The 25630-nt window shown below is 52.2% G+C and carries 30 protein-coding genes, 1 rRNA gene and 1 riboswitch; of the genes, 26 read left to right on the top strand and 5 right to left on the bottom strand.

The features are described from left to right. A 5S ribosomal RNA gene (gene rrf / locus ABH899_RS28620) occupies window positions 1-75 on the top strand; the annotation flags it as partial. 271 nt (window positions 76-346) lie between these two features. Here rrf and ABH899_RS27385 read toward each other — a convergent pair. Then, complete coding sequence (locus ABH899_RS27385; protein WP_009671912.1) at window positions 347-862, bottom strand: hypothetical protein; 516 nt, start codon at window positions 860-862, stop codon at window positions 347-349. Between the two features lie 272 nt (window positions 863-1134). Between ABH899_RS27385 and ABH899_RS27380 the strand changes: the two genes are divergently transcribed. The 10 genes from ABH899_RS27380 to rsmI all read left to right on the top strand — a co-directional run bounded on the left by ABH899_RS27380 (window position 1135) and on the right by rsmI (window position 8675). Further along, window positions 1135-1320 (top strand): sigma factor G inhibitor Gin, encoded by a 186-nt coding sequence (locus ABH899_RS27380; protein ID WP_009671897.1) that lies wholly within the window; start codon window positions 1135-1137, stop codon window positions 1318-1320. 111 nt (window positions 1321-1431) lie between these two features. Next, window positions 1432-2955 carry an aminotransferase class I/II-fold pyridoxal phosphate-dependent enzyme gene (locus tag ABH899_RS27375; protein WP_370001974.1) on the top strand — a complete coding sequence of 508 codons (1524 nt, stop codon included), beginning with the start codon at window positions 1432-1434 and terminating at the stop codon, window positions 2953-2955. A gap of 46 nt (window positions 2956-3001) precedes the next feature. Continuing rightward, the gene (gene tmk, locus ABH899_RS27370) at window positions 3002-3667 is read left to right on the top strand and encodes a dTMP kinase (RefSeq protein WP_009671873.1); all 666 of its coding nucleotides are present in this window, start codon (window positions 3002-3004) and stop codon (window positions 3665-3667) included. A gap of 19 nt (window positions 3668-3686) precedes the next feature. Continuing rightward, on the top strand, window positions 3687-4016 hold the full coding sequence (locus tag ABH899_RS27365; RefSeq protein WP_009671881.1) for a cyclic-di-AMP receptor: 330 nt from the start codon (window positions 3687-3689) through the stop codon (window positions 4014-4016). A gap of 58 nt (window positions 4017-4074) precedes the next feature. Beyond that, window positions 4075-4521 carry a YaaR family protein gene (locus tag ABH899_RS27360; protein ID WP_009671907.1) on the top strand — a complete coding sequence of 149 codons (447 nt, stop codon included), beginning with the start codon at window positions 4075-4077 and terminating at the stop codon, window positions 4519-4521. Between the two features lie 20 nt (window positions 4522-4541). Next, entirely contained in the window at window positions 4542-5519 is a 978-nt protein-coding gene (gene holB / locus ABH899_RS27355) for a DNA polymerase III subunit delta' (protein ID WP_218231789.1), read from the top strand. A gap of 1 nt (window position 5520) precedes the next feature. Beyond that, entirely contained in the window at window positions 5521-6324 is an 804-nt protein-coding gene (locus tag ABH899_RS27350; protein ID WP_016424270.1) for a PSP1 domain-containing protein, read from the top strand. A gap of 36 nt (window positions 6325-6360) precedes the next feature. Next, complete coding sequence (gene yabA, locus ABH899_RS27345) at window positions 6361-6699, top strand: DNA replication initiation control protein YabA (protein ID WP_326055251.1); 339 nt, start codon at window positions 6361-6363, stop codon at window positions 6697-6699. Window positions 6700-6773: 74 nt separating this feature from the next. Further along, window positions 6774-7571 (top strand): tRNA1(Val) (adenine(37)-N6)-methyltransferase, encoded by a 798-nt coding sequence (locus ABH899_RS27340; protein WP_370001969.1) that lies wholly within the window; start codon window positions 6774-6776, stop codon window positions 7569-7571. A gap of 6 nt (window positions 7572-7577) precedes the next feature. Further along, window positions 7578-8675: a 16S rRNA (cytidine(1402)-2'-O)-methyltransferase gene (rsmI, locus tag ABH899_RS27335; protein WP_370001967.1), complete on the top strand. Its 1098-nt coding sequence runs from the start codon at window positions 7578-7580 to the stop codon at window positions 8673-8675. A gap of 352 nt (window positions 8676-9027) precedes the next feature. Here rsmI and ABH899_RS27330 read toward each other — a convergent pair whose 3' ends face one another. Continuing rightward, window positions 9028-9282, bottom strand: coding sequence for an AbrB/MazE/SpoVT family DNA-binding domain-containing protein (locus tag ABH899_RS27330; protein WP_009671874.1), 255 nt, complete (start codon window positions 9280-9282; stop codon window positions 9028-9030). A gap of 340 nt (window positions 9283-9622) precedes the next feature. Here ABH899_RS27330 and ABH899_RS27325 point away from each other — a divergent pair, with 340 nt between their 5' ends. Together ABH899_RS27325 and ABH899_RS27320 are read left to right on the top strand one after the other, a co-directional pair. Then, window positions 9623-10897 (top strand): HD domain-containing protein, encoded by a 1275-nt coding sequence (locus ABH899_RS27325; protein WP_370001965.1) that lies wholly within the window; start codon window positions 9623-9625, stop codon window positions 10895-10897. Window positions 10898-10933: 36 nt separating this feature from the next. After that, the gene (locus ABH899_RS27320; protein ID WP_009671899.1) at window positions 10934-11701 is read left to right on the top strand and encodes a TatD family hydrolase; all 768 of its coding nucleotides are present in this window, start codon (window positions 10934-10936) and stop codon (window positions 11699-11701) included. On the opposite strand, the gene ABH899_RS27315 is transcribed toward ABH899_RS27320, so the two are convergent. Both ABH899_RS27315 and ABH899_RS27310 read right to left on the bottom strand, forming a co-directional pair. Then, on the bottom strand, window positions 11684-12946 hold the full coding sequence (locus ABH899_RS27315) for an ABC transporter permease (RefSeq protein ID WP_370001963.1): 1263 nt from the start codon (window positions 12944-12946) through the stop codon (window positions 11684-11686). The two genes, ABH899_RS27320 and ABH899_RS27315, sit on opposite strands and share 18 nt — an antisense overlap. Continuing rightward, entirely contained in the window at window positions 12943-13686 is a 744-nt protein-coding gene (locus ABH899_RS27310; protein WP_009671901.1) for an ABC transporter ATP-binding protein, read from the bottom strand. Before ABH899_RS27310 ends, ABH899_RS27315 begins: the two co-directional genes overlap by 4 nt. A 288-nt stretch (window positions 13687-13974) precedes the next feature. Further along, a riboswitch (cyclic di-AMP (ydaO/yuaA leader) is annotated at window positions 13975-14169 on the top strand. 279 nt (window positions 14170-14448) lie between these two features. On the opposite strand from ABH899_RS27310, the gene ABH899_RS27305 reads away from it, so the two are divergent. The 12 genes from ABH899_RS27305 (at window position 14449) to ABH899_RS27250 (ending at window position 24379) form a co-directional block, all read left to right on the top strand. Further along, window positions 14449-15570, top strand: coding sequence for a resuscitation-promoting factor (locus ABH899_RS27305; RefSeq protein WP_370001960.1), 1122 nt, complete (start codon window positions 14449-14451; stop codon window positions 15568-15570). A 106-nt stretch (window positions 15571-15676) separates the two neighbouring features. Beyond that, window positions 15677-16222 carry a ribonuclease M5 gene (gene rnmV, locus ABH899_RS27300; protein ID WP_009671863.1) on the top strand — a complete coding sequence of 182 codons (546 nt, stop codon included), beginning with the start codon at window positions 15677-15679 and terminating at the stop codon, window positions 16220-16222. Window positions 16223-16270: 48 nt separating this feature from the next. Beyond that, on the top strand, window positions 16271-17191 hold the full coding sequence (rsmA, locus tag ABH899_RS27295; RefSeq protein WP_317956938.1) for a 16S rRNA (adenine(1518)-N(6)/adenine(1519)-N(6))-dimethyltransferase RsmA: 921 nt from the start codon (window positions 16271-16273) through the stop codon (window positions 17189-17191). Between the two features lie 62 nt (window positions 17192-17253). Further along, entirely contained in the window at window positions 17254-18132 is an 879-nt protein-coding gene (gene yabG / locus ABH899_RS27290) for a sporulation peptidase YabG (protein ID WP_009671923.1), read from the top strand. Window positions 18133-18514: 382 nt separating this feature from the next. Further along, window positions 18515-18796, top strand: coding sequence for a biofilm formation stimulator Veg (veg, locus tag ABH899_RS27285; protein WP_009671869.1), 282 nt, complete (start codon window positions 18515-18517; stop codon window positions 18794-18796). A 182-nt stretch (window positions 18797-18978) separates the two neighbouring features. Continuing rightward, the gene (locus ABH899_RS27280; RefSeq protein ID WP_009671894.1) at window positions 18979-19158 is read left to right on the top strand and encodes a small, acid-soluble spore protein, alpha/beta type; all 180 of its coding nucleotides are present in this window, start codon (window positions 18979-18981) and stop codon (window positions 19156-19158) included. 353 nt (window positions 19159-19511) lie between these two features. Beyond that, a complete protein-coding gene (gene ispE / locus ABH899_RS27275; RefSeq protein ID WP_370001957.1) occupies window positions 19512-20366 on the top strand; it encodes a 4-(cytidine 5'-diphospho)-2-C-methyl-D-erythritol kinase in 855 nt (284 codons plus the stop codon). 169 nt (window positions 20367-20535) lie between these two features. After that, the gene (purR, locus tag ABH899_RS27270) at window positions 20536-21360 is read left to right on the top strand and encodes a pur operon repressor (RefSeq protein ID WP_009671872.1); all 825 of its coding nucleotides are present in this window, start codon (window positions 20536-20538) and stop codon (window positions 21358-21360) included. Between the two features lie 16 nt (window positions 21361-21376). Then, the gene (locus ABH899_RS27265) at window positions 21377-21763 is read left to right on the top strand and encodes a RidA family protein (RefSeq protein ID WP_370001954.1); all 387 of its coding nucleotides are present in this window, start codon (window positions 21377-21379) and stop codon (window positions 21761-21763) included. A gap of 114 nt (window positions 21764-21877) precedes the next feature. Beyond that, on the top strand, window positions 21878-22162 hold the full coding sequence (gene spoVG / locus ABH899_RS27260; RefSeq protein WP_009671859.1) for a septation regulator SpoVG: 285 nt from the start codon (window positions 21878-21880) through the stop codon (window positions 22160-22162). Window positions 22163-22277: 115 nt separating this feature from the next. Then, window positions 22278-23675, top strand: a complete 1398-nt coding sequence (gene glmU / locus ABH899_RS27255; protein WP_370001977.1) for a bifunctional UDP-N-acetylglucosamine diphosphorylase/glucosamine-1-phosphate N-acetyltransferase GlmU — start codon at window positions 22278-22280, stop codon at window positions 23673-23675. Window positions 23676-23755: 80 nt separating this feature from the next. Further along, entirely contained in the window at window positions 23756-24379 is a 624-nt protein-coding gene (locus ABH899_RS27250; RefSeq protein WP_009671870.1) for a 50S ribosomal protein L25/general stress protein Ctc, read from the top strand. Between the two features lie 115 nt (window positions 24380-24494). Here the strand turns inward: ABH899_RS27250 and ABH899_RS27245 are convergent, their stop codons facing one another. Continuing rightward, window positions 24495-24695 carry a hypothetical protein gene (locus tag ABH899_RS27245; RefSeq protein ID WP_009671908.1) on the bottom strand — a complete coding sequence of 67 codons (201 nt, stop codon included), beginning with the start codon at window positions 24693-24695 and terminating at the stop codon, window positions 24495-24497. Window positions 24696-24926: 231 nt separating this feature from the next. On the opposite strand from ABH899_RS27245, the gene pth reads away from it, so the two are divergent. Further along, window positions 24927-25496: an aminoacyl-tRNA hydrolase gene (pth, locus tag ABH899_RS27240; RefSeq protein ID WP_009671867.1), complete on the top strand. Its 570-nt coding sequence runs from the start codon at window positions 24927-24929 to the stop codon at window positions 25494-25496. Window positions 25497-25630 lie beyond the last annotated feature (134 nt).

The following is a 25630-nucleotide window of genomic DNA, read 5'->3' as shown; positions in this document are numbered from 1 at the left end:
AACACGACCGTTAAGCCTTCCAGCGCCGATGGTACTTGGACCGAAGGGTCCTGGGAGAGTAGGACGTTGCCAAGCACAAATAAAACCTTTTCGAACTCTCATTCGAAAAGGTTTTTTGTTGTTTAAAGATAAATTTAGGGTAGTACGGGAAGAAGATCGGTCAAGGGTAGGACCTCTGATCCGATCTTTTTTTGTGCCGCGCAGTTCCCATCCGGGTGTGGTGTCGCAAGACGAAAGTCACCCACCTGAATTCATTTTCCATTTCTGCGATCCGTAATTTCCATTTTTGAGACGCGTTTTTACCAATTTTATTTCCAGGAATGTTAAGTCTGAAGGCACGTAAGACTTACTGTTTGTAACACGAAGTTTCATTAGCACGGAGGCGCAGCCAGCCGACCTGATATTGTTTTCGGAACATCAAAAACATATAAAACCGCCCGCCTAAAATCCACAAATGCACAAACAAGATATTGGATAAGGCTGCAGCGCTGAACCAAGGATAGAGAAGCAATATACCGGCGAAACCCGAGATCAGCAGGTGCAGATGAAGACGGAAGAAAGACCGAAACATCACGTACTGCGCGGGAATATAACCTGTCCAAAGATGAGCAAACCGGAAAGACCAGCCTTGAGGCTCCGCTTTTCTGACAAAATGAAGATACCCGCGGATTGCCAGCATATGAAGAAGTTGAACGAAAATATAGCCGAGACACAAAGAGAGCAGACTGCCTGTCAGCAGGGCCTTAACCGCCCATACCGCAGCAAATGCGTAATAAACGCCGAGCAGCAGGAGATGATGCGGAATTCGTCGAAGAAGGGTATACGTGTAGATGATCGCATCGCTGGAAGTGTTTTTTTTCAAATTGGAAAGCCTCCGTTTAAAACATCTGTTGTTCTAGTCAGTATCTCATAAGTAGGGTACTCTATCTATATCGGATTTTAGACCAGGGTTTTTAAAGATTAAAGGTTGAGAAAGCTTGCTGCAATGAGAGCTTTGCACACAGGCAAAAGTGCCAAATCCCGTACATACGTGGAGAGGGGGCCGCCGTTACGTGCTTGAAACCTTTCTTTTGCGTCTAAAAGAATCGTAAACCGGACATACTGCTAATAGGAAAAAAAGTAGAGGTGATCCGTATGGAAGACCCGGTTCTGGTGAAATGTATCGTGTGCGGAGAAGAAAAGCAAGAAGGCATTCAGATTGCTTCGGAATTTATCTGCGATGCTTGCGAGGCTGAAATTGTGCGTACGGATGTAATGGATGTCAAATATTCTTTTTTTATCCGGCAGTTAAAGCAAATTTTTTATAAGCAAAACGCTTGATACCGGACGGCGGAAGTGTATAAACGCGCGAAAAATGCCTTGATTTTCGGGACGGCTGACAGGTATGCTTAATTTACTTCATGAATATAAGATTTCAAAGGATGCTTGGATATGCCAAATCGCGAAAACGCGCCCCTTTTTGAAAAAATGAGGGAGCATTATGAACGAAGACCGGCCAGTTTCCATGTACCCGGTCATAAATCAGGCAGGGGAGCGGACCGTGAGGCCGCTCCTTTTTTTGAGCCGCTGATGGCGCTAGACTATACCGAGATCAGCGGCCTGGACGATCTCCACCAACCCGAAGAGGCGATCCGCGAGGCGCAGGAGCTCGCGGCGGATTGTTTCGGGGCGGCGGAGACGTTTTTTCTCGTTGGCGGCAGTACGGCCGGCAACCTGGCCATGATCATGTCGCTGTGCGGGCCCGGCGACATTCTTCTCGTGCAGCGCAACGCTCACAAATCCGTGCTTCACGGATTGATGCTGGCTGGCGCGCACGCGGTGTTTATTTCCCCGCAGACCGACGGGGAAAGCGGTATACCCGCCTCCGTGAGGTTGAGCGACGTCGAAGACGCGCTCTCCCGGTATCCGGAGGCGAAGGGGCTGCTGCTGACCAATCCGAACTATTACGGAATGGGAGTGAATTTGCGCCCCTATGCCGATCTGATGCACCGGCACGGCCTGCCGCTGCTGGTGGATGAGGCACACGGGGCGCATTACGGCTTTCATCCGGCGCTGCCGGAGTCCGCGCTTGCATGCGGAGCCGACGCCGTGGTCCAATCCACCCACAAGATGCTTACGGCGATGACGATGGGGGCGATGCTTCATCTCCGGCATGATCGGATGGACCGGGAGAGAATACGCATGCTGCTTGCGATGCTGCAAAGCTCCAGCCCCTCCTATCCGATCATGGCTTCTCTCGACTTAGCCAGGAGACAGATGCACCTCCATGGGGAGAGGCTGGTCGCTGAAGGGTTGAAAGCCGTTCAAAGACTCCGTGACGGTCTGGAGGACATATACGGTTTCCGGCAGTTGAAATATCATTCGGCACAAACCGCATACGAGCATATGGATCCTTTCAAAGTGACGATATACGACGGGACGGGAACGTTGAGCGGCTCTGAGCTGCAAGGATTTTTAGAAGAAGCCGGCTGTTTTGTGGAGCTTGCCGCGGATAAAGCCGTTCTGCTTCTTCTAACGCCCGCCTCGACAATTGAAGATGCGGAGAGAGCCTTGGGAGCCTGTGAAGCCATTTCCAAGGAATACTTGACAAATAAGCAGGAACTTCCGGGCATTAGCCCGAATAGTATGTGTAAGCCTCTTCTTAACTCCGTTTCCAAACCCGTTCCCATGAACATACCCGTTACCCGAGACATGAAGAACAGCGTACAGGACTCTGTATGCGTCATGCCGATTGAGAGTTCCGCCGGAAAAAGATCCGCTGAAATGGTGATCCCTTATCCGCCCGGAATTCCTTTGCTGTATCCTGGAGAGCTTATTCAAGAGGATACGGCGGCAGAGCTTAAGCGGCTGGCCGAATCGGGAGCGAGATTTCACGGAAGCCGGGAGGCGGCGAAAGGCAGCCTGAGGGTTCTGACGGACACTCCGGAGGATACTCATAATAGCAACATAGAATGACTTCCGGCCGGAAGGTTGGTTTCGTTTTTATTTTTAGGAGGGTAATGTGAAAGAACTATTTCTTACATTCGAGGGTCCTGACGGCTCGGGTAAAACGACGCAGCTGCGGAGACTGGCCGAATCGCTGCAGGCGCTCGGATATGATACAGTCGTAACACGGGAGCCGGGAGGCACACCGATCAGCGACCACATACGCAGTCTTGTTCTTACGCCGGATTACAAGGAGATGGCGGATCATACGGAGGTCCTGCTCTACGCGGCCTCGCGTGCCCAGCACGTCCGGGAATTTATCGTACCGGCGCTGAAAGCGAACCGCATCGTGCTTTGCGACCGTTTTGTCGATGCGAGCCTGGCTTATCAGGCCTACGGACTTGGAATCAGCTTCGATGAGGTGGCGGCCATTAACCGTTTTGCGACCGGAGGACTGGAGCCTACACGCACATATTTGCTGGATGTTCCGGTTGAAACGAGCCGTCGGAGGCTCTTGGCCAGGACGCAGTCAGCCGGCGGAGAAGGTCTTGACCGTATTGAACAGAAGGGCGAAGCCTATCACACCCGCGTGCGGGAAGGGTTCATGAAGATCCTGGAACAGAATCCCAAACGGATTTGCCTGATCGATGCGGACCGCACCCAGGATGAAATCGCCCATGATATTTTGCAGGATTGTAAACAACTGTTAGATCGTGTCTTTTTTCCAAAGCCTGAGGTATAATGAAAGAGGGGGATCTGCGATGAAACTCGTAATCGCCGTTGTTCAAGACAAAGACAGCAATCGTCTTTCCAATGCTTTGATCAAGGAAGGGTTCCGTGCAACCAAGCTGGCCAGTACCGGAGGTTTTCTGCGTGCAGGCAACACGACGTTCATGATCGGTATCGAGGATGAGCGGGTTCCGGAAGTTTTCAAAGTGATCAAGGCTAACTGCAAAGTCCGTGATCAGCTTGTTACGCCGGTATCGCCGATGGGCGGTACGACAGATTCATATATTCCGTTCCCGGTTGAAGTACAGGTCGGCGGTGCCGCCGTATTCCTGCTTCCGGTCGAACGTTTTGAGCACTTCTAAATCGGCAGGGACCGACCGACGGAACCCGCCAATACGCAACAAAAGGGGAGCATGAAGCTTGAAAATCAACCCGGGGTGGCAGCCGATCGGTAAGAACGTAAAGGTTCCGGAAACGGCGCCGACTCTTCAATCGCCTCCCAAAGACTTCTCCGCCTTTATGCTCAAGCATGACGAGAAGGTCACCATGGAGCAGCTTAACCGGATGCTTCAGCAGATCGGGCTCCAGGGTGACCGTCTTTCCAGATCCATGAAGCTGCGGGAACTTCGGCAGTACAAGCTGCTGATCAAGCAGTTTCTGGAGGAGACGGCCCGTCAGGGAGTCGGCTTGCGCGAAACTCGCGGATGGGACAGGAGAGGCCGGACGAAGAGGTACAAGCTGCTGGAGGAAGTAGACGGCGCTCTGCTCAGCATGGCGGACGATCTGCTTGAAACCGAGCAGGGACGGCTGGAGATTTTGCAGCGAATAGGCGAGATACGGGGCATGCTGATCCACTTTTTATTTTAAAGACAGTGGAGAATATACAAATGTCTTTTCAAACGATCCCAGGCCAGGAAACGGCCAAACGCATATTGCAAAGCGGCTTGCGGCAGGATAGAATATCGCACGCTTATATATTTAGCGGTCCGGTAGGTACGGGGAGGAAGCAGACGGCCCTTATGCTTGCGAAAGCCATCTACTGCACGAACCTCAAGGATGACGCCTGCGGGGAATGTCTGGAGTGCAGGAAGGTCGAGCATGGCAACCATCCGGATCTTTACCAAATTGAGCCCGATGGGGCTTCCATCAAGATCGACCAGATTCGCGAGCTGCAGAAGCAGTTTGCCTACCGCTCCGCAGGTTCGGGCACGAAGATTTATATTCTGAATCAAGCGGAGAAAATGACTGTCCAGGCTGCCAACAGCCTGCTTAAGTTTTTGGAAGAACCGAACTCGAAAGTGGTTGCGGTACTCGTTACCGAGAATGGACATGCTCTGCTGCCGACCATTCAGTCCCGGTCTCAATGGATATCTTTCACACCTATGCCGCGGGCCGAGATGGCGAGAGTACTGCTGGAAGAAGGTCACCCTGCTGCCCTGGTGCAGCCTGCCATTCATTTGACGGCCGGCATACAAGCGGCCAAAGAAATGATTCAGACAAATGGGTTTGCCGAAATCCGCAGCACAATGATACAATTGTTGAGGGAAACGCTGACACGCTATCCGTCTTCCTTTGTTACGCTGCAGCAGAAGTGGATCAAAGCCGGGCTGGCCGATCATACGGCTCTGCTTTTCGATCTCATGATTTTATGGTTGAAAGACATGGTTTCCCTGCGAATCGGTCGCAAGGAAAATTTCGTATATATCGACCAGATGGATTGGATGGGGCCACTGTCGTTCAAGAGGGAAACCGGAGAATGGGTGCGTTTGCTGGCCCAAGCGGTTGAACTTCAAAAACGGCTGCGATTTAATGCCAATCCACAGCTGGTTGTCGAGAAAATGCTAGTGGACATACAGGGGGTGTAACATGTATTCCGTCGTAGGTGTCCGCTTCAAGAAGGCGGGCAAGGTGTATTATTTTGATCCCATTGACCTTCCTGTGGAACAAGAGAACGCCGTAATCGTTGAGACTGCCAGAGGCATCGAATATGGTAGAGTGGTCATCGGAAAGAAAACCGTTCAAGAGAACGATGTGGTCCTTCCGCTCAAGAAAGTCATCCGGATTGCGAATCCGACTGATGCCCAGCTTGTTGAAGAGAACAAGAAAGCGGCCAAAGATGCTTTCGGGATTTGTTTGAATAAAATCAAGGATCATCAGCTCAAAATGAAGCTGGTGGACGTGGAATATACATTTGACCGGAATAAAATCATTTTTTATTTTACGGCTGAGGGAAGGGTTGACTTCCGGGAGCTGGTTAAGGACCTGGCGAGCATTTTCAGAACGCGTATCGAACTCCGTCAGATCGGGGTAAGGGATGAAGCCAAAATGCTGGGCGGTATCGGACCGTGCGGTCGAATCTTATGCTGCTCTTCATTCCTGGGTGATTTCGAACCGGTGTCGATCAAGATGGCCAAGGACCAGAATCTGTCCCTGAATCCGACCAAAATTTCCGGATTGTGCGGCCGGCTTATGTGCTGCTTGAAGTTCGAGCATGACAACTACGAAAGCGCCAAAGACAGCGTGCCTTCCGTAGGAACTTATGTGATTACCTCACTTGGCAACGGCAAGGTGCTTTCACTGAACATGAACGAAAAAACTTGCAAGGTTCAGCTGTACGATATCGGCAAAATAATGGATCTTCCTTTTGACGATGTAGCGGAGCAAGATTAGTTAACGGATGCAGGAAGCGTTACTTGAGGTGAGACAGTGGAGAAACATGAAATGTTTGCGCAAATCGACGGTTTGGAAGAGCAGATCGGAAAAGCATATGCGGAGCTTGGCGATTTGAAGAAAACCATCATTTCTTTGCTTGAGGATAACCAAAGGCTGATGATGGAAAATCAACAGCTTCGCAAATTGCTGAAGCAGGGGGATGCCGAGGAGACGGACTCCGAACCGGAGAAAGGCGTTGAGCCTGTAATCGGCGAGGGGTACGACAATCTGGCCCGTCTGTATTATGAAGGCTTCCATATCTGCAATGTCTATTACGGACACCTGCGGACGGAAGGAGACTGTTTGTTCTGCCTGTCTTTCTTAAATAAATAACGTAAGCCGTAGGGAGCTTTTCTCTACGGTTTTTTCCATATGAGAATTCCGGTTAAAATAAAGGAGGAGTCCACGTGCAGGTTGCACTGCATGAAACGGAGCGGATCGACGATCTGCTGACACATGATTTGAAAATCATCCAAAGTGAAGAGGTATTTGCCTTTTCTTTGGATGCGGTTTTATTGGCAAGGTTCTGCACGGTGCCTCCACGGGGCAAAATTGTGGATCTGTGCTCCGGCAACGGAGTTATTCCCCTTCTGTTGTCTACAAGGACACCCGCAGCCGAGATCTGGGGCGTCGAAATCCAGGAGCGCTTGGCAGGTATGGGAAGACGCAATATCGAACTGAACGGTTTGCAGGAAAGGCTTCACATGGTACATGCCGATCTCAAGCAGATTCACCGGACATTGGGAGCTTCCCGGTATGATCTGGTGACGGTCAACCCGCCCTATCTGCCTGTCCCTGCGGGCGAACAAAACCGCAACGAGCATGTGGCGGCCGCAAGACACGAGCTATTCTGTACCTTGGAGGACGTGGTAGCCTCTTCCGCTAAACTGCTGAAAGCCGGAGGCAAGATGGCCATGGTACACCGGCCGAACCGGCTGGTCGATATCTGCACGTTGATGAGACAGTACCGCGTCGAGCCCAAAAGAGTCCGTTTCGTTCACCCGCGGCAGGGGGAAGAGGCGATGATGGTACTGATCGAAGGTATCCGTGACGGCAAAGCGGATATGCGAACTCTTCCGCCGCTTTTCGTTCATGAGGAGGGCGGACGGTACTGCGGCGAACTTCATGCCGTATTCTACGGGGAGAAGAGTGAGTTGGAAGCAGGCGGGCAAAAAAGCCCGGAAAACGAAAGAAACAGAGGATAATCCGGCATGAATTTTAATATACAGCGAAGCTATATAATGAAGAAAGACGATCAGCGCATAATCGGGAAGGAGGGAGATGCGGCGGATACAGCGGAGAACATAAAGGGTCGAGCGGCGTTAGAAGTGGAAGATTCACCGAACACGGAAAGGCAGACCGGTGCTGATACGCTCCAAAAAGGTGCCTACGGCCATGACGCTATCTCGTCTATACCGGAACAGGTTCAGGGCAGAGTCCGCAGCCGTAAACCGGAAAAGTCGATCGGCATGGGGATGCTTTACCTGGTAGGCACTCCGATCGGCAATCTCGAAGACATGACCTACCGGGCTGTCCGTGTCCTGAAGGAAGCGGACCTTATCGCCGCTGAGGATACGCGCCAGACTCGCAAGCTGCTGACTCACTTCGATATTTCCGGGAGGCTCGTCAGCTATCACGAGCACAATAAGCAGGCGAGCGGCCCGGAGCTGGTCCGGCTCATGAGCGAGGGGCAGACCATCGCGCTCGTCAGCGATGCGGGGCTGCCGGCCATCTCCGATCCGGGGCACGATCTTGTCCGGCTGGCAATTGAAGCCGGAGTTACGGTCGTGCCGATCCCGGGAGCGAACGCGGCCTTGTCGGCCCTTATCGCCTCAGGGCTGCCTACCGATGAATTTACCTTCATCGGGTTCCTGCCGCGCGATAAGAAAGATCAGCAGCGGGAGTTGGCGAGGCTGGCGCCTGCGCAGGGCACGCTGCTGTTCTACGAATCCCCCCATAGGGTTGTCCGTACGCTCGAGCAGATGCTCGAATCATGGGGGGATCGGGAGATCTGCCTAGCGCGCGAATTGACGAAGCGCTATGAGGAATTCGGGCGCGGCCGGATCAGCGGGGCGCTGGCCCATCTCGGCGAGCATCCGCCGCAGGGCGAGTACGTCGTCCTCGTGGAGGGACGAAGCGCAGCCGAAACGGCGGAGGCGGAAGCCGCCTGGTGGAAGGAGCTTTCACTGGAGGAGCATGCCGCCCATTACATGGGACAGGGGCTGAGCAAGAAGGAAGCGATCAAAAAGACCGCTTCCGACCGGGGGCTGCCGAAGCGGGACGTCTACAACGAGCTGCTTCAGAATTAAGCTGCCGGTCCAAGAGAAATTATGCCGAGGCTTGCGGGTATGATGGCAGAGGCTCCGGAATCACCGGGCGGATCAGGGAATGAGCGCTTCCAAACGAGGCCCGATGCAAGTGATGACGGAGCCATTCTGTACGGAGACGGGTGTACACTTTCAGCGGCTCCTATTCCCTCAGGTTTCGCATGTGGTGCTTGGTAACTGTACCCTGCAGCAGAAAGCTTTTTCACGTTTCCGGACAAAAAAATGTCCCTAATCCATGGCGGTGGTCCGCCGGGATCAGAGACGTAGAGGAGATATGAAAAAGGTTAGAATTACCAATGGGAACTTTGCTAGTTCTTATTATATACTATTTTTCTTATTTTGTCACAGGTATTGGCATTTCATTTAAACATTCGTGACAAACAATTTTTCCTTTGAAATAAGTCACATTTTCAGCGTTGCCGCAGAAGATACAAGCAGGCTCATATTTCTTGAGCATGATGCGTTCGCCGTCTACATAAATCTCCAGCGCGTCCTTTTCACCGATACCGAGTGTACGGCGAAGTTCGATTGGAATAACGACACGCCCCAATTCGTCGACTTTTCTTACAATACCTGTGGATTTCATCATATATAAAAGCTCCTTCCAATCTACTGAAATAATTAATCGTCATTATTCGACATAGTTTTCGATATTCATGATACCAAGCATTCCCAAAATAGTCAACCCAAAATTGGTCTCTAATTGCAGTTTTTATATTTAATGAATTCTTTGTGAAATGCCGAATTCCTCCTTAACCCTTAAAAATAAGTGGATCTTTTGCAGTTAACCGCTTTCCTTTGAACTGACAATTGTTTTATTTTTGTGACAAGTACCACTTGGTTTGGAAAATGGCCAGAAACATTATTCGACAAATTCCTTGTTTAATTGGTCAAATAGTCGGCTTTTATGTCGAAAAGGAGGCGGAAAAATGATAGAAGAAAAAGTTTTTAAAGACCCTGTCCATAAATATATTTATGTGCAGGACCGTACGGTTTGGGACCTCATCAACACCAGGGAATTTCAGCGGCTGCGGCGTATCCGCCAGCTAGGCACTTCATTCCTGACCTTTCACGGCGCGGAGCACAGCCGTTTTTCCCACTCGCTCGGCGTTTACGAGATTACGAGAAAGATTATTTCTCAATTCGAAAGAAATTCATATGCCGACTGGCCGGAAGAGGAAAGGCTGCTTTGTTTATGCGCCGCCCTGCTGCATGATGTCGGTCACGGGCCATTTTCCCACTCTATTGAAAAAGTATTCGGAACGAATCACGAAAATTGGTCCTGCCGGATCATTTTGGGTGACAGTGAAGTAAACCAGGTGCTTTCCAGAGTGTCGCCGACGTTTGCCCATGACGTTGCCGGTGTCATTTGCAAAACCTATCGCAAGGAAATCGTAACGAGTCTCGTCTCGTCCCAGCTCGATGCCGACCGGATGGATTATTTGCTGCGGGACGCGTATTTTACAGGTGTGAATTACGGAACTTTCGATCTGGAGCGTATTCTGAGGGTAGTACGGCCTTATAAAGGGAAAATTGTTGTAAAAGAGAGCGGGATGCATGCCGTCGAAGATTATTTGATGTCCCGATACCAGATGTACTGGCAGGTTTATTTTCATCCGGTTACCCGGAGCGCGGAGATTTTGCTGGGGAAAGTTCTGGAGTGCGCCAAGGCGCTATTCGAAGACGGTTACTCGTTTACATTTATGCCGGAGCCGATCCTTCATCTTTTCCAAGGAAAATTGTCGCTGGAGGATTATTTCCTCCTGGACGAATCTTTGATGCAGACGGTCCTGATGTATTGGAGTTTGGAAAAAGACTCCGTGCTGGCTGATTTGTCCGGCCGCTTTCTGCACCGCCGCTTGTTCAAATTCTCGGCCGTGGAAGAGTGGGACAAAGAACTCCTGACGGAATTCCGTGAGGCTCTGGTGGAGGCCGGGTTTGATGCGGATTATTATCTGGAGCTGGATTTCCCGTCGGACCAGTCATACGATGTATACCGGCCCGATACCGGCAAGGAAGACAAACAACCCATTCTGCTGCTTGACGGCCAGGATAAATTGACGGAAATTTCGGCACGCTCCGAAATCGTCAAATCGATCTCGGGCATTCATATGGGGCAGCACCGTATATATTACCCCGCCGAGTTGTTTGAAAAAGAGGGCGGCAAGGCTGCGGCTCTCCGTAAGAAGCTGTTCGACGCCTAATTCAAAAAAACAGACGAAACAAAAGGAGTTCCCGTTATGCTGACCGATACTCATACTCATATGAACAATGAAGCTTTCAACGAAGACCGTGATGATGCTATCCAAAGGGCGTGGGACAACGGGGTAACCCGGATTGTTAACGTAGGGTTCAACCGCGAAACCATTCCTTCTTCCATCGAGCTTGCCGAGAAGTACGATTTTATATGGACGACAGTAGGCTGGCACCCGACCGATGCGATCGATATGCGGCCCGGCGACCTTGAATGGATCGAGGATCTGTGCAAGCACGAGAAAGTAGTGGCGATCGGGGAGATCGGGCTGGACTATCACTGGGATACGTCGCCGAAAGATGTGCAGGCGAAAGTGTTTCGCGAACAGATCCGCCTTGCACGCAAGGTCGGACTTCCGATCGTGATCCATAACCGAGAGGCTCACCAAGATATCGTCGATATCCTGAAAGAAGAAAAAGCCGCCGAAGTCGGCGGCATTATGCACTGCTATTCCGGCAGCTGGGAAACGGCGAAGCAGTGTCTGGATATGAACTTCCATATTTCCTTCGGGGGTCCCATTACGTTCAAAAACGCCAAGCAGCCCAAGGAAGTCCTCAAGCAGGTGCCGCTTGACCGCCTGCTTATCGAAACGGATGCGCCTTATTTGACGCCTCATCCGTTCCGGGGCAAGCGCAACGAAACGTCATACGTGCGTCTCGTTGCCGAAGCGGCGGCCGAGCTGCGCGGCATGAGCCTGGAGGAACTGGCCAAAGTGACGACGGACAATGCCGTGCGTTTACTCGGCCTCAAATGAAGCGGTAAATTTCCGCTTCATTACCGTAGCGCAAAGCATGAGGCCGAGCGCGAGCCCCGCAAGCGGGGCGGCTGCATAAACGCCCGCCCCGCTTAGCACCATCAGCAGGGTAAGAACGATACCCTGCAGGGTGAAAGCGGCGCTGATGATCCGCACCACGGCGTCCACTTTCCGGCGCGGATCTACCGGATAAGTCTGCAGCCAGAACGTGTAGCGGTGCGATTGTTCCAGCGAGGTGAGCTGGATCAGCGAAATGAACATGGCCGCGAGGCAGACGGCGGCGGCCACCGGTGCGGATTGAACGGCCGCGGCTGCGAGGCCGGCGACAAGCGTGATCCGGACGACGATGCCGAGCAGCTCCGAACGGACGAACGTCTTCGTGAAGAGATACAGATAAAGCGAGGAGGACCGGAACGAATACCGGTTCGTAATCCCGGCCAGCCATCGTCTCTGTTTTACGCGCACAGGAAGCTGGGGCACATCGGCGAAGCCGCTAAAAAACAAGTACAGGCGGTACTGCTGTTTGCGCTCGTTGTCGATGAGGTAATCCCAGGCTACGCCGATTGCCCGCCGACCGGGCCCAAGCCTGTACATGACCGCCCAGACGACAAGTCCCGCCAATAGAACGACCCCGCCCGGAAGCGGTCCCGTACCGAACAAGGCGAAAACGACGGCTGCGCTTAAGACCCAGCGGTAACCCGCTGAGATCAGACGCCATCCGGGGGATGAAAAACGGCCTTCCTGCCACGAGCCGAGCAGGTTGGCTGTTTTTATTAGAAGAACAAAAATCGCCATCAGCCACAAGGGCTGTCCTTCCGTACCCGTGCAGTGTTTGTATAAAGGCCATGCAATCAGCATCAGAACGATGGATCGTGCGGCCTGGATCCCCAGACTGTAGCGGAAAGCCGCCCGGAAGAACACGTTCATAACGGGTTCCAGAGGAAGCAGAAACACCCGGTCCGCATTCTTTAGAAGGGTTCGCACTGAGCCGGCTGCGAGAGCCGGAACGAGGACGAGCAGAACGATCCAAATGTAAGGAAAAGATGTCGGAAGCTGCTGAAGTATTTTTGCATAATAATAGGAAGAAACGATAAAAATCAGGAAAAGAAAACCGAAAAATTGGCTTCTTGCGACATAAGCCCAGTAACGGGACGTTTCCTGGCGGTAATGGTCGAATCTGCGCTTCCACAGCTGACGGACAGCCCCGGCCGTGCCCTCTCTGTGAACGGCTGCTTCTTGGTTCATGCCGGATTCCTCCGCACCAGCTCATAGAACAGCTCGTCCAGGGTCGCATCGGACAGCCCGGTTTGTTGTCTCAGCTCGTCGAGTGTGCCCTGGGCAAGAATTCGTCCCTGATGGAGAACGACGAACCGGTCGCAGTATCTTTCGATCGTGGCCAGGATGTGGGAACAGATCAGGAAGCTGGCGCCCCTGCTCTTGAAGTCCGCCATAATGTCGAGAAGAGAGCGCATCGCCAGCGGGTCAAGGCCGAGGAACGGCTCGTCAATGACATAAAGCGCGGGCTCGACAAGAAACGCATTCATGATCATGACTTTCTGCTTCATCCCTTTGGATAGCTGGCCCGGGAAGCTTTTGCGCTTAGGCTCCATCTGGAACTCGCTCATCAGGCGGCCGGCACGTTCCTTGAACGCTTCCTTCGGAATATCGTAAGCCATCGCCGTCAGTTCCAAATGCTCTTCAATCGTCAGATCGTCGTACAATTCGGGAGACTCCGGGACGAAAGAGTACGAGGACCGGTAGCCGAGCGGATCTTCCTCCAATGTCCGGTTACGGATGCGGACGCTGCCTTCCTGCGGCTTCAGGAGCCCGAGGATGTGTTTGATGGTCGTGCTTTTTCCCGCTCCGTTGAGTCCAATCAGACCGACCATTTCACCTTGTCCGACTGTAATTTCGAGATCGCGGAGAATCGGTTTTCCGGGCAAATAGCCTCCGCTGAGACGGGAAATGTGAAGAATCGGATTCATGCCTTCACCTGCTTTTCTTCAATCGGTTATTGCGGCTTTCGGCCTTTTCGGGCGGATTGCCGTATCTTTTATTATAGTCAAAAAATGCCTGGAAGCCCAATGCCCAAGCGGAACGGCGGAAATGGGGAAAACTAGAAGCGAGATAACGGGAGAAAAAAGGAGAACGACTGCAAGATAATTAGATAAATGCCGTTGGTTTGGTTAAATTTGCTTATTTTTAGGGAATATGCCCCCTTTACAGGTTGGATATTTGAGCGTAATATACTTTCATGATAACTTAATAAACGCCAAGTTTTAACGCTGAGTTTCCGTAAAAGGAAAACGGGGGAACCGCTGTCAAGGTCGGAACAGCTTTGGGCCGATACAACAGGAAACAATTTGGGGTGAATCTCAATGGCAGGTGCAGGCAGCACCGCCGGCGAGTAGGGCAGCTCTCACGGCCCGAATCCGTCAGCTAACCTCGTAAGCGTACCGGGAGAGATACCAACTGTCGTGTCATTCTGTTTAGTCGCGCTCACACACAGGCCACCGGGAAGCTTTCTCTTTCCGATGGCCTTTTTTGTTCCATATCGGACGGGTATTCGACCCGCATAAACATCAAGCGGAGGTGATGCCGACCCCGTAGAGACTGAGAGCAACCGGTCAGCCGGCGGGAAAGAAGCCAATTGCAAGGGTTCCGTTAGGAACCGCCAAATAAACCTAAGTCGCGTCCAAATCATCATGCGTATCACAGAGGCGAGGCTTTGAAGGAGGACCGAAGAAGTGGGCAATATCTCGCAATCAGAGACCCATGTTAAGCGATCATCCAGCATGTCCTTCGCATTGCGATGGAAGCATGAAAACTTGCGTATGATCATTCTTGCAGCTATCATTTCATTCGCTTTGACTTTCATGTTTTTGGTGTTGTTATACGGTACGGCTGGTAAAAGCGTATCATTGGTGGTAAACGGACGAGAAACCGTTGTGGAAACAAGACAATGGGTCCTACAGCGCCTACTGGATGAACAAGCCATTACAATCGGTGAGCACGATCAGGTATCTATGCCGCTTGACGGCAAGATTCAAGACGGTCAGAAGATTGTCATTGATCATGCATCACCCGTGCAGCTAACTGCCGACGGGCAGACACAAACTGTGCATACCACTGCGAAAACGGTAGATCAAGTTCTGCAAGATTCAAATATTTCGCTGGGAGAGCACGACAAAGTGACTCCGGCCAAAGACACGGAGCTTTCAGCCAATGCGGCTATCGAAGTTGTCCGGGTGAAGAAAGAAACGGAAGAAATTTCGGAGCCCATCGCATTCAGTGTGGTCAAGAAATCCGATGAGGATCTGCTGAAAGGCAAAGAGCAGGTCGTACAGGAAGGCCAGGAAGGCGTATTGGTCAAAAAGAAAGAGAAGATTTTCGAAAACGGAAAACTCGTATCCGAGCAAGTTATCGATCAAGCAGTCAAAAACGCCAGTGTGGATAAGATTGTGGCTATAGGCACAAAAAATCCGGTCGTTACGGTGGCAGCCGCATCCGAACCGGTTAAGCCTAAGCAGGTAACTAAAGCAGGTACCGACATAGACGCGAAGAAAATATTAAAGAACGTTACCTTGACCGCTTACTCTTCCGAAGAGCCGGGCGTAGGCAACCGGACCGCCAGCGGAACGAAGCCTGTTCAAGGCCAGACGATTGCCGTAGATACATCAGTCGTGCCGTTAGGCTGGTGGGTGTACATTGAAGGCATCGGATACCGCCGTGCAGAAGATACGGGCGGTGCTATTAAAGGCCAGAAAATGGACGTTTATTTCGACAGTATGAGTTATGCCAAGACTTTCGGTGTGAAACGGGGATATACCGTTTACGTCATCGGTCCGAATAAACCGACACAAGATTAGGATAACATGTTACCTGTAACGAAGATTTACAAACCGGTAACAAACCGTATGCAAAAAGAAGAGGGACACCCTCTTCTTTTTGTGCGCTTAAGAGAGGATAAAGAACATGATCAAAGAAATCATTGTTGTCGAAGGAAAAGACGATACGACCGCTATCAAGCGGGCGGTTGAAGCGGATACGATCGAAACCGGAGGATCGGCAATCAACCGGGCAATTCTGGATCGTATCCGGCTGGCCCAGGAGCGCAGAGGGGTCATCGTCTTTACGGATCCGGATCATGCGGGTGAGCGCATCCGTAAAATCATTTCGGGCAAGGTGCCCGGCTGCAAACATGCTTTTCTCCCCCAGGAACTTGCCGAGAAGCGGGGGGATATCGGAGTCGAGAACGCGACTCCGGACGCTATACGGTCCGCTCTGGCGAACGTAAAGACCGAATATGAGGGCGCCGCGTCTCTTTTGACATGGGAGGATCTGATCGCCGCCGGCCTCGTTGTTCATCCCGATGCAGCGGCCAGACGACTGGAAGTAGGAAAAAAGCTCGGAATCGGGTATTGTAATGGTAAGCAGTTTTACAAGCGCTGCGCCGCTTTTCAAATTTCCCGGGAAGAGTTCGAAGCTGCCGTAGAGCAGTTGGACCGTCCGGATCAATAATTTACGCACAGGCAGCTTTCGTCAGGGACGGAAGCTTGGAGGATGACTATGAAATTAAATGAACAAGGCAGCGGCCCGTCCTTTGCTTCTGAAGATGTGGCAACGCCCAAACGGACCAAAGATATTCTAAACCGGCACAATCTGGTGCTCAAAAAAAGTCTGGGACAGAACTTTCTGACGGACGGCAACGTTCTGCGCAACATCATCTCCGCGGCGGAGCTTACTCCCGAGAAGGGGGCGCTGGAGATCGGGCCCGGAATCGGCGCCCTGACCCAGCAGCTGGCGAAAGAGGCCGGCCGCGTCGTGGCGGTAGAGATCGACCAGCGTCTGCTCCCCATCCTGCGGGAGACGCTGTCGCCCTATCCGACGGCCGAGGTCGTCCACGGCGACGTGTTGAAGCTCGATCTGAGGCAGCTGATCGAGGAGAAATTCTCCGGCTTGTCCGGAATCAGTGTCGTCGCCAACCTTCCGTATTACATCACGACGCCGATCATCATGAAGCTGCTCGAAGAAAAGCTTCCGCTCGAAAACATCGTCGTGATGATCCAGAAGGAAGTGGCGGACCGGATGGCGGCCAAGCCGGGCGGCAAGGAGTACGGCAGCCTCAGCATCGCCGTACAATTCTATTGCGAAGCGGAACTGGTTACAATCGTTCCGCGCACCGTTTTCGTGCCGCAGCCGAACGTCGACTCGGCTGTGATCCGCCTGCGTCTGCGCAAAGGACCTCCCGTCGAAGTAGCGGACGAAGACTTCTTCTTCGAGGTGGTACAAGCCAGCTTTGCGCAGCGGCGCAAAACGATCTATAACAACCTCGGAGCCCGGTTCTTCTCCAAAGAGAACAAACGCGATTTGGAGGCTCTTCTGCTGGAGGCGGGCATCGAACCAAGCCGCCGTGGCGAAACGCTCAGCATGGAGGAATACGGCCGCGTGGCGGAAGCTCTGCGGAACTGCCCGACCTGCAGCAAATAGAAGCGGGCTAATCACCAATTGCCCACCCCTGCCATACGATAGGCTTAGGAGGGGATGGCTTCATGAGGCAAGGCGATCTGGCGACCCGCAAATCCTACGGCAACGATATCATTTTTCGAATCCAGGAGATCGATACGACAAGGGCGATTCTTCGGGGAGTCGATTTTCGCCTGCTGGCGGACGCTCCCATTGCTGATCTATCCCGCGTAACGGCCGCCCGCGATTCGGATTTTCCGAGAGTGAATTTGCCGAGGGTAGGCGAGACAATCCGCAGCATCCGCCAGTTTCGTCAGGAGCTGTATCAGCTCAACGATAATCTGGTGCGTAATAAGCTGCCCGAGAATACGCAATATTTCGAGATGCCGGGTAAAATCCTGCATCTGGACGGCGATCCGAACTATCTGCGCAAAAGCATGAATCTGTACGGAGAGCTTCGCATCCCCGCGGAGGGCTTCTATGTGAGCGAATCACAGATGGCTGTGACCCTGCAGCGTCTCCTGCCGCAGGTGAAGCCCGATATCGTCGTTGTCACGGGACATGACGGTCTGCTGAAAAACAGAAAGAAGCTGGACGTACATCAGCTCGACAGCTATAAAAACTCGCTTCATTTCGTCAGGGCCGTCCAAGTCGCGCGGCAATACCAGAGCAACCGCGATGCGCTCACGATCGTGGCGGGTGCCTGCCAGTCCCACTTCGAGGCGCTGCTGCAGGCGGGGGCGAATTTCGCTAGCTCTCCCGCCCGGGTGCTCATTCATGCGTTGGATCCCCTATGTATAGCCGCCAAAGCTTCCTACACATCGATTCGCGAAACCGTGTCCATGGTCGATCTGGCCGGCGTTACGGTAACGGGTCTGGACGGAGTCGGCGGCATTGAAACCAGGGGGAGCTACCGGATGGGTGTGCCCAGGCTCGTGAACCTGACCGCGGAAGCCACCGTATAAGCTTCTGGCAGGGCGGCTGATGAGGCCGAGGACGCGAAGCGGTGCCAAGGGGCTTCGGAACAAAGGATGCGGCTTTAGCACCTGTTTGGCGTTTAAAGATAAGCGTACAGAACCATGTATCTTGGATACAAGGGGCTGTACGCTTTTTTATACGTTGCGGTTTAAGGGCGGAGAAATGGCCTTTATGGAATCGGCGGATCTTAGGAAAAGGCAGCAGTGCATAATTCTGCAGGTTTTGACAAAAGCTAAGCCTGTGAAAAGAATTAAAAATAGGATTTTATACCGTTGACAACGTATTTGTCTGGCTGATATAATATTTGGCTTGTTTGACAAACGCACTGTTTTGAGGTATAATAAACAGAGAAAGAGGTGGTAGATCACAATGGCTAAAAATGCGCTGTTGGAAATCAAACGCAGTCTTGAGCCTCATGTTGGACAGAAAATCATGTTGAAAGCAAATGGCGGCCGTCGGAAAACCATTGAGCGTTTCGGTGTTTTGGAAGAAACCTACCCTTCTGTTTTTATCGTAAAGCTAGACCAAGAACAACAATCATTTAAGCGGGTCTCGTACAGCTACGCGGATATTTTGACCGAATCCGTTGAAGTTACGGTTTGTGACGATGACGCAGCAGAAGAACTCCGCATCACGTATATACAGCATTAAGAACAGCGGCACTCCTTTGGGAGCTGCCGTTTTTTGCTTTTCGAGGGCGTTTGTGTGCAAAGATTGCATGGGTACAAGTGATACGTTCCTGTCCTGTCCCGGTGCGAGTGAATGACATTCCGTTCTCGACGCATACTACTGGGGGAAACCTACCGCAATCGCACTCCAAAGGAGGAACTAAGATGAGCAGAAGAAGAAGAGGCGTCATGTCGGAGGATTTTAAGTACGAACTAGCTAAAGACCTTGGTTTCTATGAGACTGTCGAGCGTGAAGGCTGGGGAGGGATACGGAGCAAGGATGCGGGAAATATGGTGAAAAGAGCTCTGCAGATCGCCGAGCAGAACCTAAAACGCCGTCCGTAAGCGGGGGAAGCTGCTGCTCATTAACGCGGAAGGGCACCGAGGCTGAATTTCATCCGACAAGGTTAGCTTAAAAGATGCGGCACATTCATCGGAATGGTGTTATCGAGTTTGCCTGGAATTTCCTAACCGAAGAAAACGGGCGGATGAGGAATTTGCAGGTTCATCCTCTTATGGAAGCTAAGATAGTACCGGATAATCACCGTTAAATACAATTGTTAATAAATAAGTGAACAAATGGAAAATGCCCGCCCCGCTTGTATTTGAACCGTGCGGAAGCTTTAGCTTTTCTTAGAGGCATTTGCTATAATATGTGAAGCTATTATCGGCAAAGCGCCCAAAAGAAGGTGACCGTTGTGAAAATATACGAAAGAGCTTCGGCCAAAATCAACCTGTCCCTGGACGTGTTACGGAAACGGGAAGACGGCTACCACGAAGTGGAAATGGTTATGACGATGGTCGACCTGGCCGACCGGATTGAAATGCAGGAGCTCCCCCGGGATACGATCATCATTTCAAGTCAGGCCGGCTACATTCCGCTTGATGAGAAGAACCTCGCCTTCCAGGCCGCGAGGCTCATAAAAGATCGGTACGACGTCCGCAAGGGCGTCTATATACATTTGGATAAAAAGATTCCGGTGGCCGCAGGGCTCGCCGGAGGAAGCAGTGACGCCGCGGCTACGCTGCGCGGCTTGAACCGGCTGTGGGGACTCGGCATCCCCACGGAAGAGCTGCAGAAGCTTGCCGGCGAGCTGGGCTCGGACGTTCCTTTCTGCGTAACGGGAGGAACTGCGCTCGCCACCGGCCGCGGAGAGATTCTTCACCCGGTGGACAACCCTCTGCAATGCTGGGTCATTCTCGCCAAGCCGCCCATCAACGTGTCCACCTCCGAGGTGTACGGCAAGCTGAATGCTGCGGGAATCAACCATCACCCGGATACCAAACGGGTTTTGGAAGCCATCCGGCATAAACGGTTCGACGAGCTGTGCGGAAGTCTCGGCAACGTGCTCGAAGAGGTGACGCTCCAACTGTATCCTCAAGTCCGGCAGATGAAAGAAGTGATGGAGAGGCTTGGAGCCGACGGTGTCCTTATGTCGGGCAGCGGTCCGACCGTATTCGGACTCGTATCGAAGGAAGCCAAGGTTGCCCGGATCTATAACGGGCTAAGAGGGTTCTGCAAGGACGTATACGCGGTCCGGATGCTCCCATAGGCACCGAGCATTCGAGATCCGTGCGATAGCTCCCGGTGTGGAGCTTTTTTTCTGTCTTGGCGGGGGGCGGCCTTGTCCCGAATGTGACGTTTCCTTGTATAGGTTGTACAAAGACGGACAAAAATGGTATATTCTCTTTATAATATTCGGTTTTTATTAGGGGTGCGTCATGAAAAAATTGAAGCGAAGCGCTCGGTTGGTTGAGATGACGCAGTATTTGTTGTTTCGGCCGCATACGCTCATACCGCTGACTACATTCGCGGAACGTTACAGTTCGGCCAAATCTTCGATCAGTGAGGATCTGGCGATTATAAAAGAGGTATTCGAGGACGAAGGACTCGGAGAACTCCATACCCTCGCCGGCGCTGCCGGAGGCGTGAAATTTATTCCGAAGGTCGCTAAGGAAGCGTCGCTTTCGTTCGTGCAGGATTTGTGCAATCAGCTTGAGCAGCCGGAACGCGTGCTGCCGGGCGGATTTTTGTATATGGCCGATATTATGGGGCGGCCGCAAGTATTGAACGAAATCGGCAAAACGTTCGCTACCGCATTCGCGGGCAGAGAGCTGGACGTCGTGATGACGGTGGAAACCAAAGGCATCCCGCTTGCATACGCAACGGCTTCCTTTATGAATCTGCCGGTCGTGACGGTGCGACGCGACAGCAACGCTACGGAAGGGTCGGCCGTAAGCATCAATTATGTTTCGGGTTCCAGCAAACGCATACAAACGATGTCGCTGGCCAGACGCACGCTCCAGGAAGGAGCGCGGGTTCTGATCATTGACGACTTCAAAAGGGCGGGCGGCACGATTCAAGGAATGGTGGACTTGCTGGGCGAATTCAAAGCAACCGTTGGCGGTGTAGGCGTGTTTATCGAATCGAACGAGGTCGAGGAGGAGCTTGTGAAAGATTATATCTCCCTCGCCAAGCTGACCGGCGTCGATTCCAAAACCAAACAGGTAACCGTTGTTCCTGGAAATTATTTCGATTCCGAATAAAGGAGAGATCTAAGTTATGCGTATCCTTTCAACGAATGAAGCACCTGCTGCCATCGGGCCGTATTCCCAGGCGGTACAGGTGGGCAACCTCGTTTTTACATCGGGACAAATTCCATTAAATGCCGAGGGACAGCTCATAGAGGGCGGCGTTATGGAGCAGACGCATCAGGTGTTCCGGAACCTTCAGGCGGTACTCAAAGAAGCGGGAGCGACTCTTCAGAACGTGGTCAAAGCGACCGTCTTCATCAAGGATATGAACCAGTTCGGAGCCATTAACGAAGTGTACGCTTCCTACTTCGGCGAACATAAGCCGGCGCGTTCTACCGTAGAAGTGGCAAGGCTTCCGAAAGATGTGCTTGTCGAAATCGAACTGATTGCGGCGATAGCTGTCGAAAACGTTTAAGAGCACATTTAATTTAAGGAAAATCTAAATTTTTCCTCTTTATCCAGAAGGAATTTGCACGAAAATGTGGAAGTATACACCAAGTCCTGCGAATGGAAAAAGGTGGTGAACACAGTGCAAATTACAGATGTCAGACTTCGCCGGGTGAATTCCGAAGGAAGAATGAAGGCGATTGCTTCCATTACCATCGATAACGAATTCGTCGTACACGATATTCGTGTTATTGACGGTAATAATGGAATGTTTGTTGCAATGCCTAGCAAACGGACTCCGGACGGGGAGTTCCGTGATATTGCCCATCCGATTTCATCCACAACCCGCGAGAAGATTCAAGCGGCGGTCTTGTCTGAGTACGACCGTGCGGCTGCGGAAGAGGAAGTTATTGAAGAAGGCGCATAATCAACGCCGGTTTTGGCAGAAGGAGTCCTGTTCCTGCAGGGCTCTCTTTTCTTTTTCCGGCAGATAAGATATAGTCATGGATGAAACCCAGAGGAGAAGAAGGAGTGGATTGAAGTTGAAGCTGATGGCGATTGTACTGGCCGCGGGACAAGGAAAACGAATGAAATCCAAGCTGTACAAAGTGCTGCATTCCGTCTGCGGAAAACCGATGGTGGGACACGTGCTGGATACACTTGAACATATACAAACGGAGAAAACGATCGTAATTGTAGGCCACGGGGCCGAAGCCGTTAAAGGCTATTTGGGAGACCGGGCGGAATACGCTCTTCAGGAGCAGCAGCTCGGAACGGGACATGCCGTTCTCCAGGCGAAAGATGTTATCGGAGCGGAAGACGGCGTTACCTTCGTCGTATGCGGAGATACGCCGCTGGTCCGTCCGGAGACGCTGGAGAAAATGCTCCGCCTGCATCAGGAAAAAGGCGCGGCGGGCACTATTCTGACGGCGGAAATGACGGATCCCGCGGGCTACGGACGCATTATCCGCGGCGAAGGCGGCCGGGTGGACCGGATCGTCGAGCAGAAGGACTGCACTCCGGAAGAAGCGGCTGTGCGCGAGATCAACACGGGCACCTACTGCTTCGATAACCGCAAGCTGTTCGAAGCGCTGGAGAACGTGAAGAACGAGAACGCCCAGGGCGAGTATTACTTGACGGACGTCGTCGGGATTCTGAAAAATGCCGGCGAGATCGTCGAAGCATACTGCACGCCGGACGAGGCGGAGGCCATTGGCGTTAACGACCGGATCGCCCTCTCGGAAGCGGAGACGCTGATGCGTCGGCGTATCAACCGCAGCCACATGGTGGGCGGGGTAACGTTCATCGACCCGTCTCAAACGTATATTGAGAAAGACGTCGTGATCGGGCCGGATACCATCCTGTATCCGGGGACTACTCTGCGGGGCAAAACGGTCATCGGATCGGAATGTGTGATCGGACCGAACACCGAGATTTGCGACAGTACGCTCGGCGACGAAGTAACCGTCAAGCAATCGGTGCTTCAGGAAGCCAAAGTCGGCAGCCACGCGAATGTGGGGCCGTTCGCTTACCTGCGTCCGGGAACGGATCTCGGCGAGCATGTCAAAATCGGCGATTTTGTGGAAATCAAAAACGCCAAGCTCGGCGAGGGATCGAAAGTGTCGCACCTCAGTTACGTGGGAGACGCCGTTATCGGTAAGAACGTCAACTTCGGCTGCGGTGCCATCACGGTCAATTACGACGGCTTCAACAAGAGTCTGACGGAAGTCGGCGACGATGCCTTTATCGGAAGCAACGTAAACCTGATCGCCCCTGTTAAAGTCGGCGACGGAGCCTATGTGGTGGCGGGCTCGACGATTACGCACAACGTGGAAGACAACGATCTGGCGATCGCCCGCGAGCGCCAGACGAATAAAAAAGGCTATGCCGATCGCATTCGCAGCAAGATGAAAGCGAAGAAAGAAAACAAGCACTCGTAAAATTTTTTATAATAATTGATTTAAACCTCCCCCGGATGGGTAATTTATCTTTAGCCATCTAAAAGGGAGGTTCTTTTTGTATGGGAGTAGCTCTTAAAGGAAATACCAGAACCAATGCCACCAAGTCGGAGGCCAAGCAGCTGCGCAGACAAGGCAAGGTGCCTGGCGTAGTTTACGGGAAAACCACGGACAGCCTGACGGTTGTTCTGGAGCGGAAGGAACTCGTGCCGCTGCTGAGAAGCCACCCGAATGCGGTGATTGATCTTAATATCGAAGGCGTGGGCAAACGCCCCGTACTTATCAGCGGAGTTCAGAGAGACAGCCTGAGCCAGGATGTCATCCACATTGATTTCCATCAGATCAACATGAACGAGCCGGTTAAGGCTACGGTTGCCGTCGAGATCGTGGGAGAAGCGGCAGGTGTGAAGGAAGGCGGCATTCTCCAAGTGGAGACGGCACAGCTCGATGTCCGCTGTCTGCCTGATGATCTGCCGGACTCCGTGCAGGTGGATATCAGCAATCTCGGCATCGGGGAGAATATCCTCGTATCCGATTTGAAGCTGCCTGAGAACGTCGAAGTGAAAACGGAAGCTGAGGACGTTGTGGTTACCGTGCTTCAACCGCAGAAGGAAGTCGAAGAAACGACTGCGGACGAGCCTGCAGCCGAAGCTGAGGCTGAAGAAACTGCGGAGTCGAAAGAATAATACGGCCTTCGGGCAAAAAGAGAGGCTGCTGCCGGTTATCCGGCAGCAGCCTTTGTTATCCTTAACCGCTGGGCGAATAAGTTGATAAGCTATGTAAGCGCTTGCCAAATTGCGCCTAATAACCCGGTCTCGATACGAATGTGAACATGCCGCGGTTGTAAAACGTGTTGTTGATCTTGATGAAGTGGGAAGAATAGAGATAGACGAAGCCTATATCTTTGTGGGCGTTAAGATAGTATACTTGGACAGGAACCTCCGCTTCCAAATGATCTTGAAAATGATCGTCCTGGTAAAGCTGCTGGCCGTTGTCGTACATAAGATTCATCACCTGCTACCCATATTTTTTGAAGCGTAAATCATGCTGATTTGCGCCAATTTATGACTTTATCTTTGCGGCCGGGACCGGCAAATGAGCCGAGCGGCCGAAAAACCGCAGGCCTATGCCCGGAACCGCGCAAAATGCCTGTATATAATAGACAAGTTTCGGCAGGGAATCGTTACGGTGTCTAGTTAAAAAAAGTAAAAAAATTTTGGGAGTGAATGAAACGTGAAATGTTTTGTCGGTTTAGGCAATCCAGGGAAACAGTACGAGCATACACGGCATAATATCGGATTCATGGCGATTGACCGTTTTGCCGAGAAATGGGGCGTCTCTTCGTTCCAGAATAAGTGCAAAGGCCATCTGGCCGAGGTGCGTGTGAACGGTACAAAGGCCTACTTGCTGAAACCTATGACCTATATGAATTTGTCGGGGGAGTCGATCCGGGCTTTCATGGACTTTTATAAAGTCGACGTGTCGGATCTCGTCATTTTGTACGATGACATGGATACGCCATTCGGGAATATCAGACTGCGTTACCAGGGGAGCGCCGGCGGCCATAACGGGATCAAATCCGTCATAGCCCATACGGGCACGTCCACGTTCAACCGCATCCGTATGGGGATCAATCGACCGAATCCGGGCTATCCGATTGTCGACTATGTCTTGTCGAATTTCAGCAAAGCGGAGACGGGGGCGCTGCCGGCCGTTCTGGACAAAACGTGCGAAGCGATGGAGCACTGCCTGAGCGAGCCTTTCGAGAAAACGATGGCGGTTTTCAACGGAAGCGGGAATTAGTCCGGAGTCCCGGTTGCATGCAATATCCTGAGTTGCGGCAAACGGGGGTTCTCTCTCGTGTGCCCGGCTTCCGGAATGCTGATCCGGGGACATCGGCCGCTCCAAGACACATTGTATGCCGTACATAGGCTGGC

The organism is Paenibacillus sp. RC84 (genome assembly GCF_041260495.1).
In the GTDB taxonomy this organism is placed as follows: domain Bacteria; phylum Bacillota; class Bacilli; order Paenibacillales; family NBRC-103111; genus Paenibacillus_F.
Note: the sequence above shows the minus strand (reverse complement) of the source record. Positions and strands in the feature narration are given on the sequence as shown.

What these genes read in the sequence shown, in the direction of transcription:
- ABH899_RS27380 (WP_009671897.1), top strand. Translation starts at nt 1,135, where the DNA reads ATGGAAGACCCGGTTCTGGTGAAATGTATCGTGTGCGGAGAAGAAAAG.
- ABH899_RS27375 (WP_370001974.1), top strand. Translation starts at nt 1,432, where the DNA reads ATGCCAAATCGCGAAAACGCGCCCCTTTTTGAAAAAATGAGGGAGCAT.
- ABH899_RS27365 (WP_009671881.1), top strand. Translation starts at nt 3,687, where the DNA reads ATGAAACTCGTAATCGCCGTTGTTCAAGACAAAGACAGCAATCGTCTT.
- holB (WP_218231789.1), top strand. Translation starts at nt 4,542, where the DNA reads ATGTCTTTTCAAACGATCCCAGGCCAGGAAACGGCCAAACGCATATTG.
- ABH899_RS27350 (WP_016424270.1), top strand. Translation starts at nt 5,521, where the DNA reads ATGTATTCCGTCGTAGGTGTCCGCTTCAAGAAGGCGGGCAAGGTGTAT.
- rsmI (WP_370001967.1), top strand. Translation starts at nt 7,578, where the DNA reads ATGAATTTTAATATACAGCGAAGCTATATAATGAAGAAAGACGATCAG.
- ABH899_RS27330 (WP_009671874.1), bottom strand. Translation starts at nt 9,282, where the DNA reads ATGATGAAATCCACAGGTATTGTAAGAAAAGTCGACGAATTGGGGCGT.
- ABH899_RS27325 (WP_370001965.1), top strand. Translation starts at nt 9,623, where the DNA reads ATGATAGAAGAAAAAGTTTTTAAAGACCCTGTCCATAAATATATTTAT.
- ABH899_RS27320 (WP_009671899.1), top strand. Translation starts at nt 10,934, where the DNA reads ATGCTGACCGATACTCATACTCATATGAACAATGAAGCTTTCAACGAA.
- ABH899_RS27315 (WP_370001963.1), bottom strand. Translation starts at nt 12,946, where the DNA reads ATGAACCAAGAAGCAGCCGTTCACAGAGAGGGCACGGCCGGGGCTGTC.
- ABH899_RS27310 (WP_009671901.1), bottom strand. Translation starts at nt 13,686, where the DNA reads ATGAATCCGATTCTTCACATTTCCCGTCTCAGCGGAGGCTATTTGCCC.
- rnmV (WP_009671863.1), top strand. Translation starts at nt 15,677, where the DNA reads ATGATCAAAGAAATCATTGTTGTCGAAGGAAAAGACGATACGACCGCT.
- rsmA (WP_317956938.1), top strand. Translation starts at nt 16,271, where the DNA reads ATGAAATTAAATGAACAAGGCAGCGGCCCGTCCTTTGCTTCTGAAGAT.
- yabG (WP_009671923.1), top strand. Translation starts at nt 17,254, where the DNA reads ATGAGGCAAGGCGATCTGGCGACCCGCAAATCCTACGGCAACGATATC.
- veg (WP_009671869.1), top strand. Translation starts at nt 18,515, where the DNA reads ATGGCTAAAAATGCGCTGTTGGAAATCAAACGCAGTCTTGAGCCTCAT.
- ABH899_RS27280 (WP_009671894.1), top strand. Translation starts at nt 18,979, where the DNA reads ATGAGCAGAAGAAGAAGAGGCGTCATGTCGGAGGATTTTAAGTACGAA.
- purR (WP_009671872.1), top strand. Translation starts at nt 20,536, where the DNA reads ATGAAAAAATTGAAGCGAAGCGCTCGGTTGGTTGAGATGACGCAGTAT.
- ABH899_RS27265 (WP_370001954.1), top strand. Translation starts at nt 21,377, where the DNA reads ATGCGTATCCTTTCAACGAATGAAGCACCTGCTGCCATCGGGCCGTAT.
- ABH899_RS27250 (WP_009671870.1), top strand. Translation starts at nt 23,756, where the DNA reads ATGGGAGTAGCTCTTAAAGGAAATACCAGAACCAATGCCACCAAGTCG.
- ABH899_RS27245 (WP_009671908.1), bottom strand. Translation starts at nt 24,695, where the DNA reads ATGTACGACAACGGCCAGCAGCTTTACCAGGACGATCATTTTCAAGAT.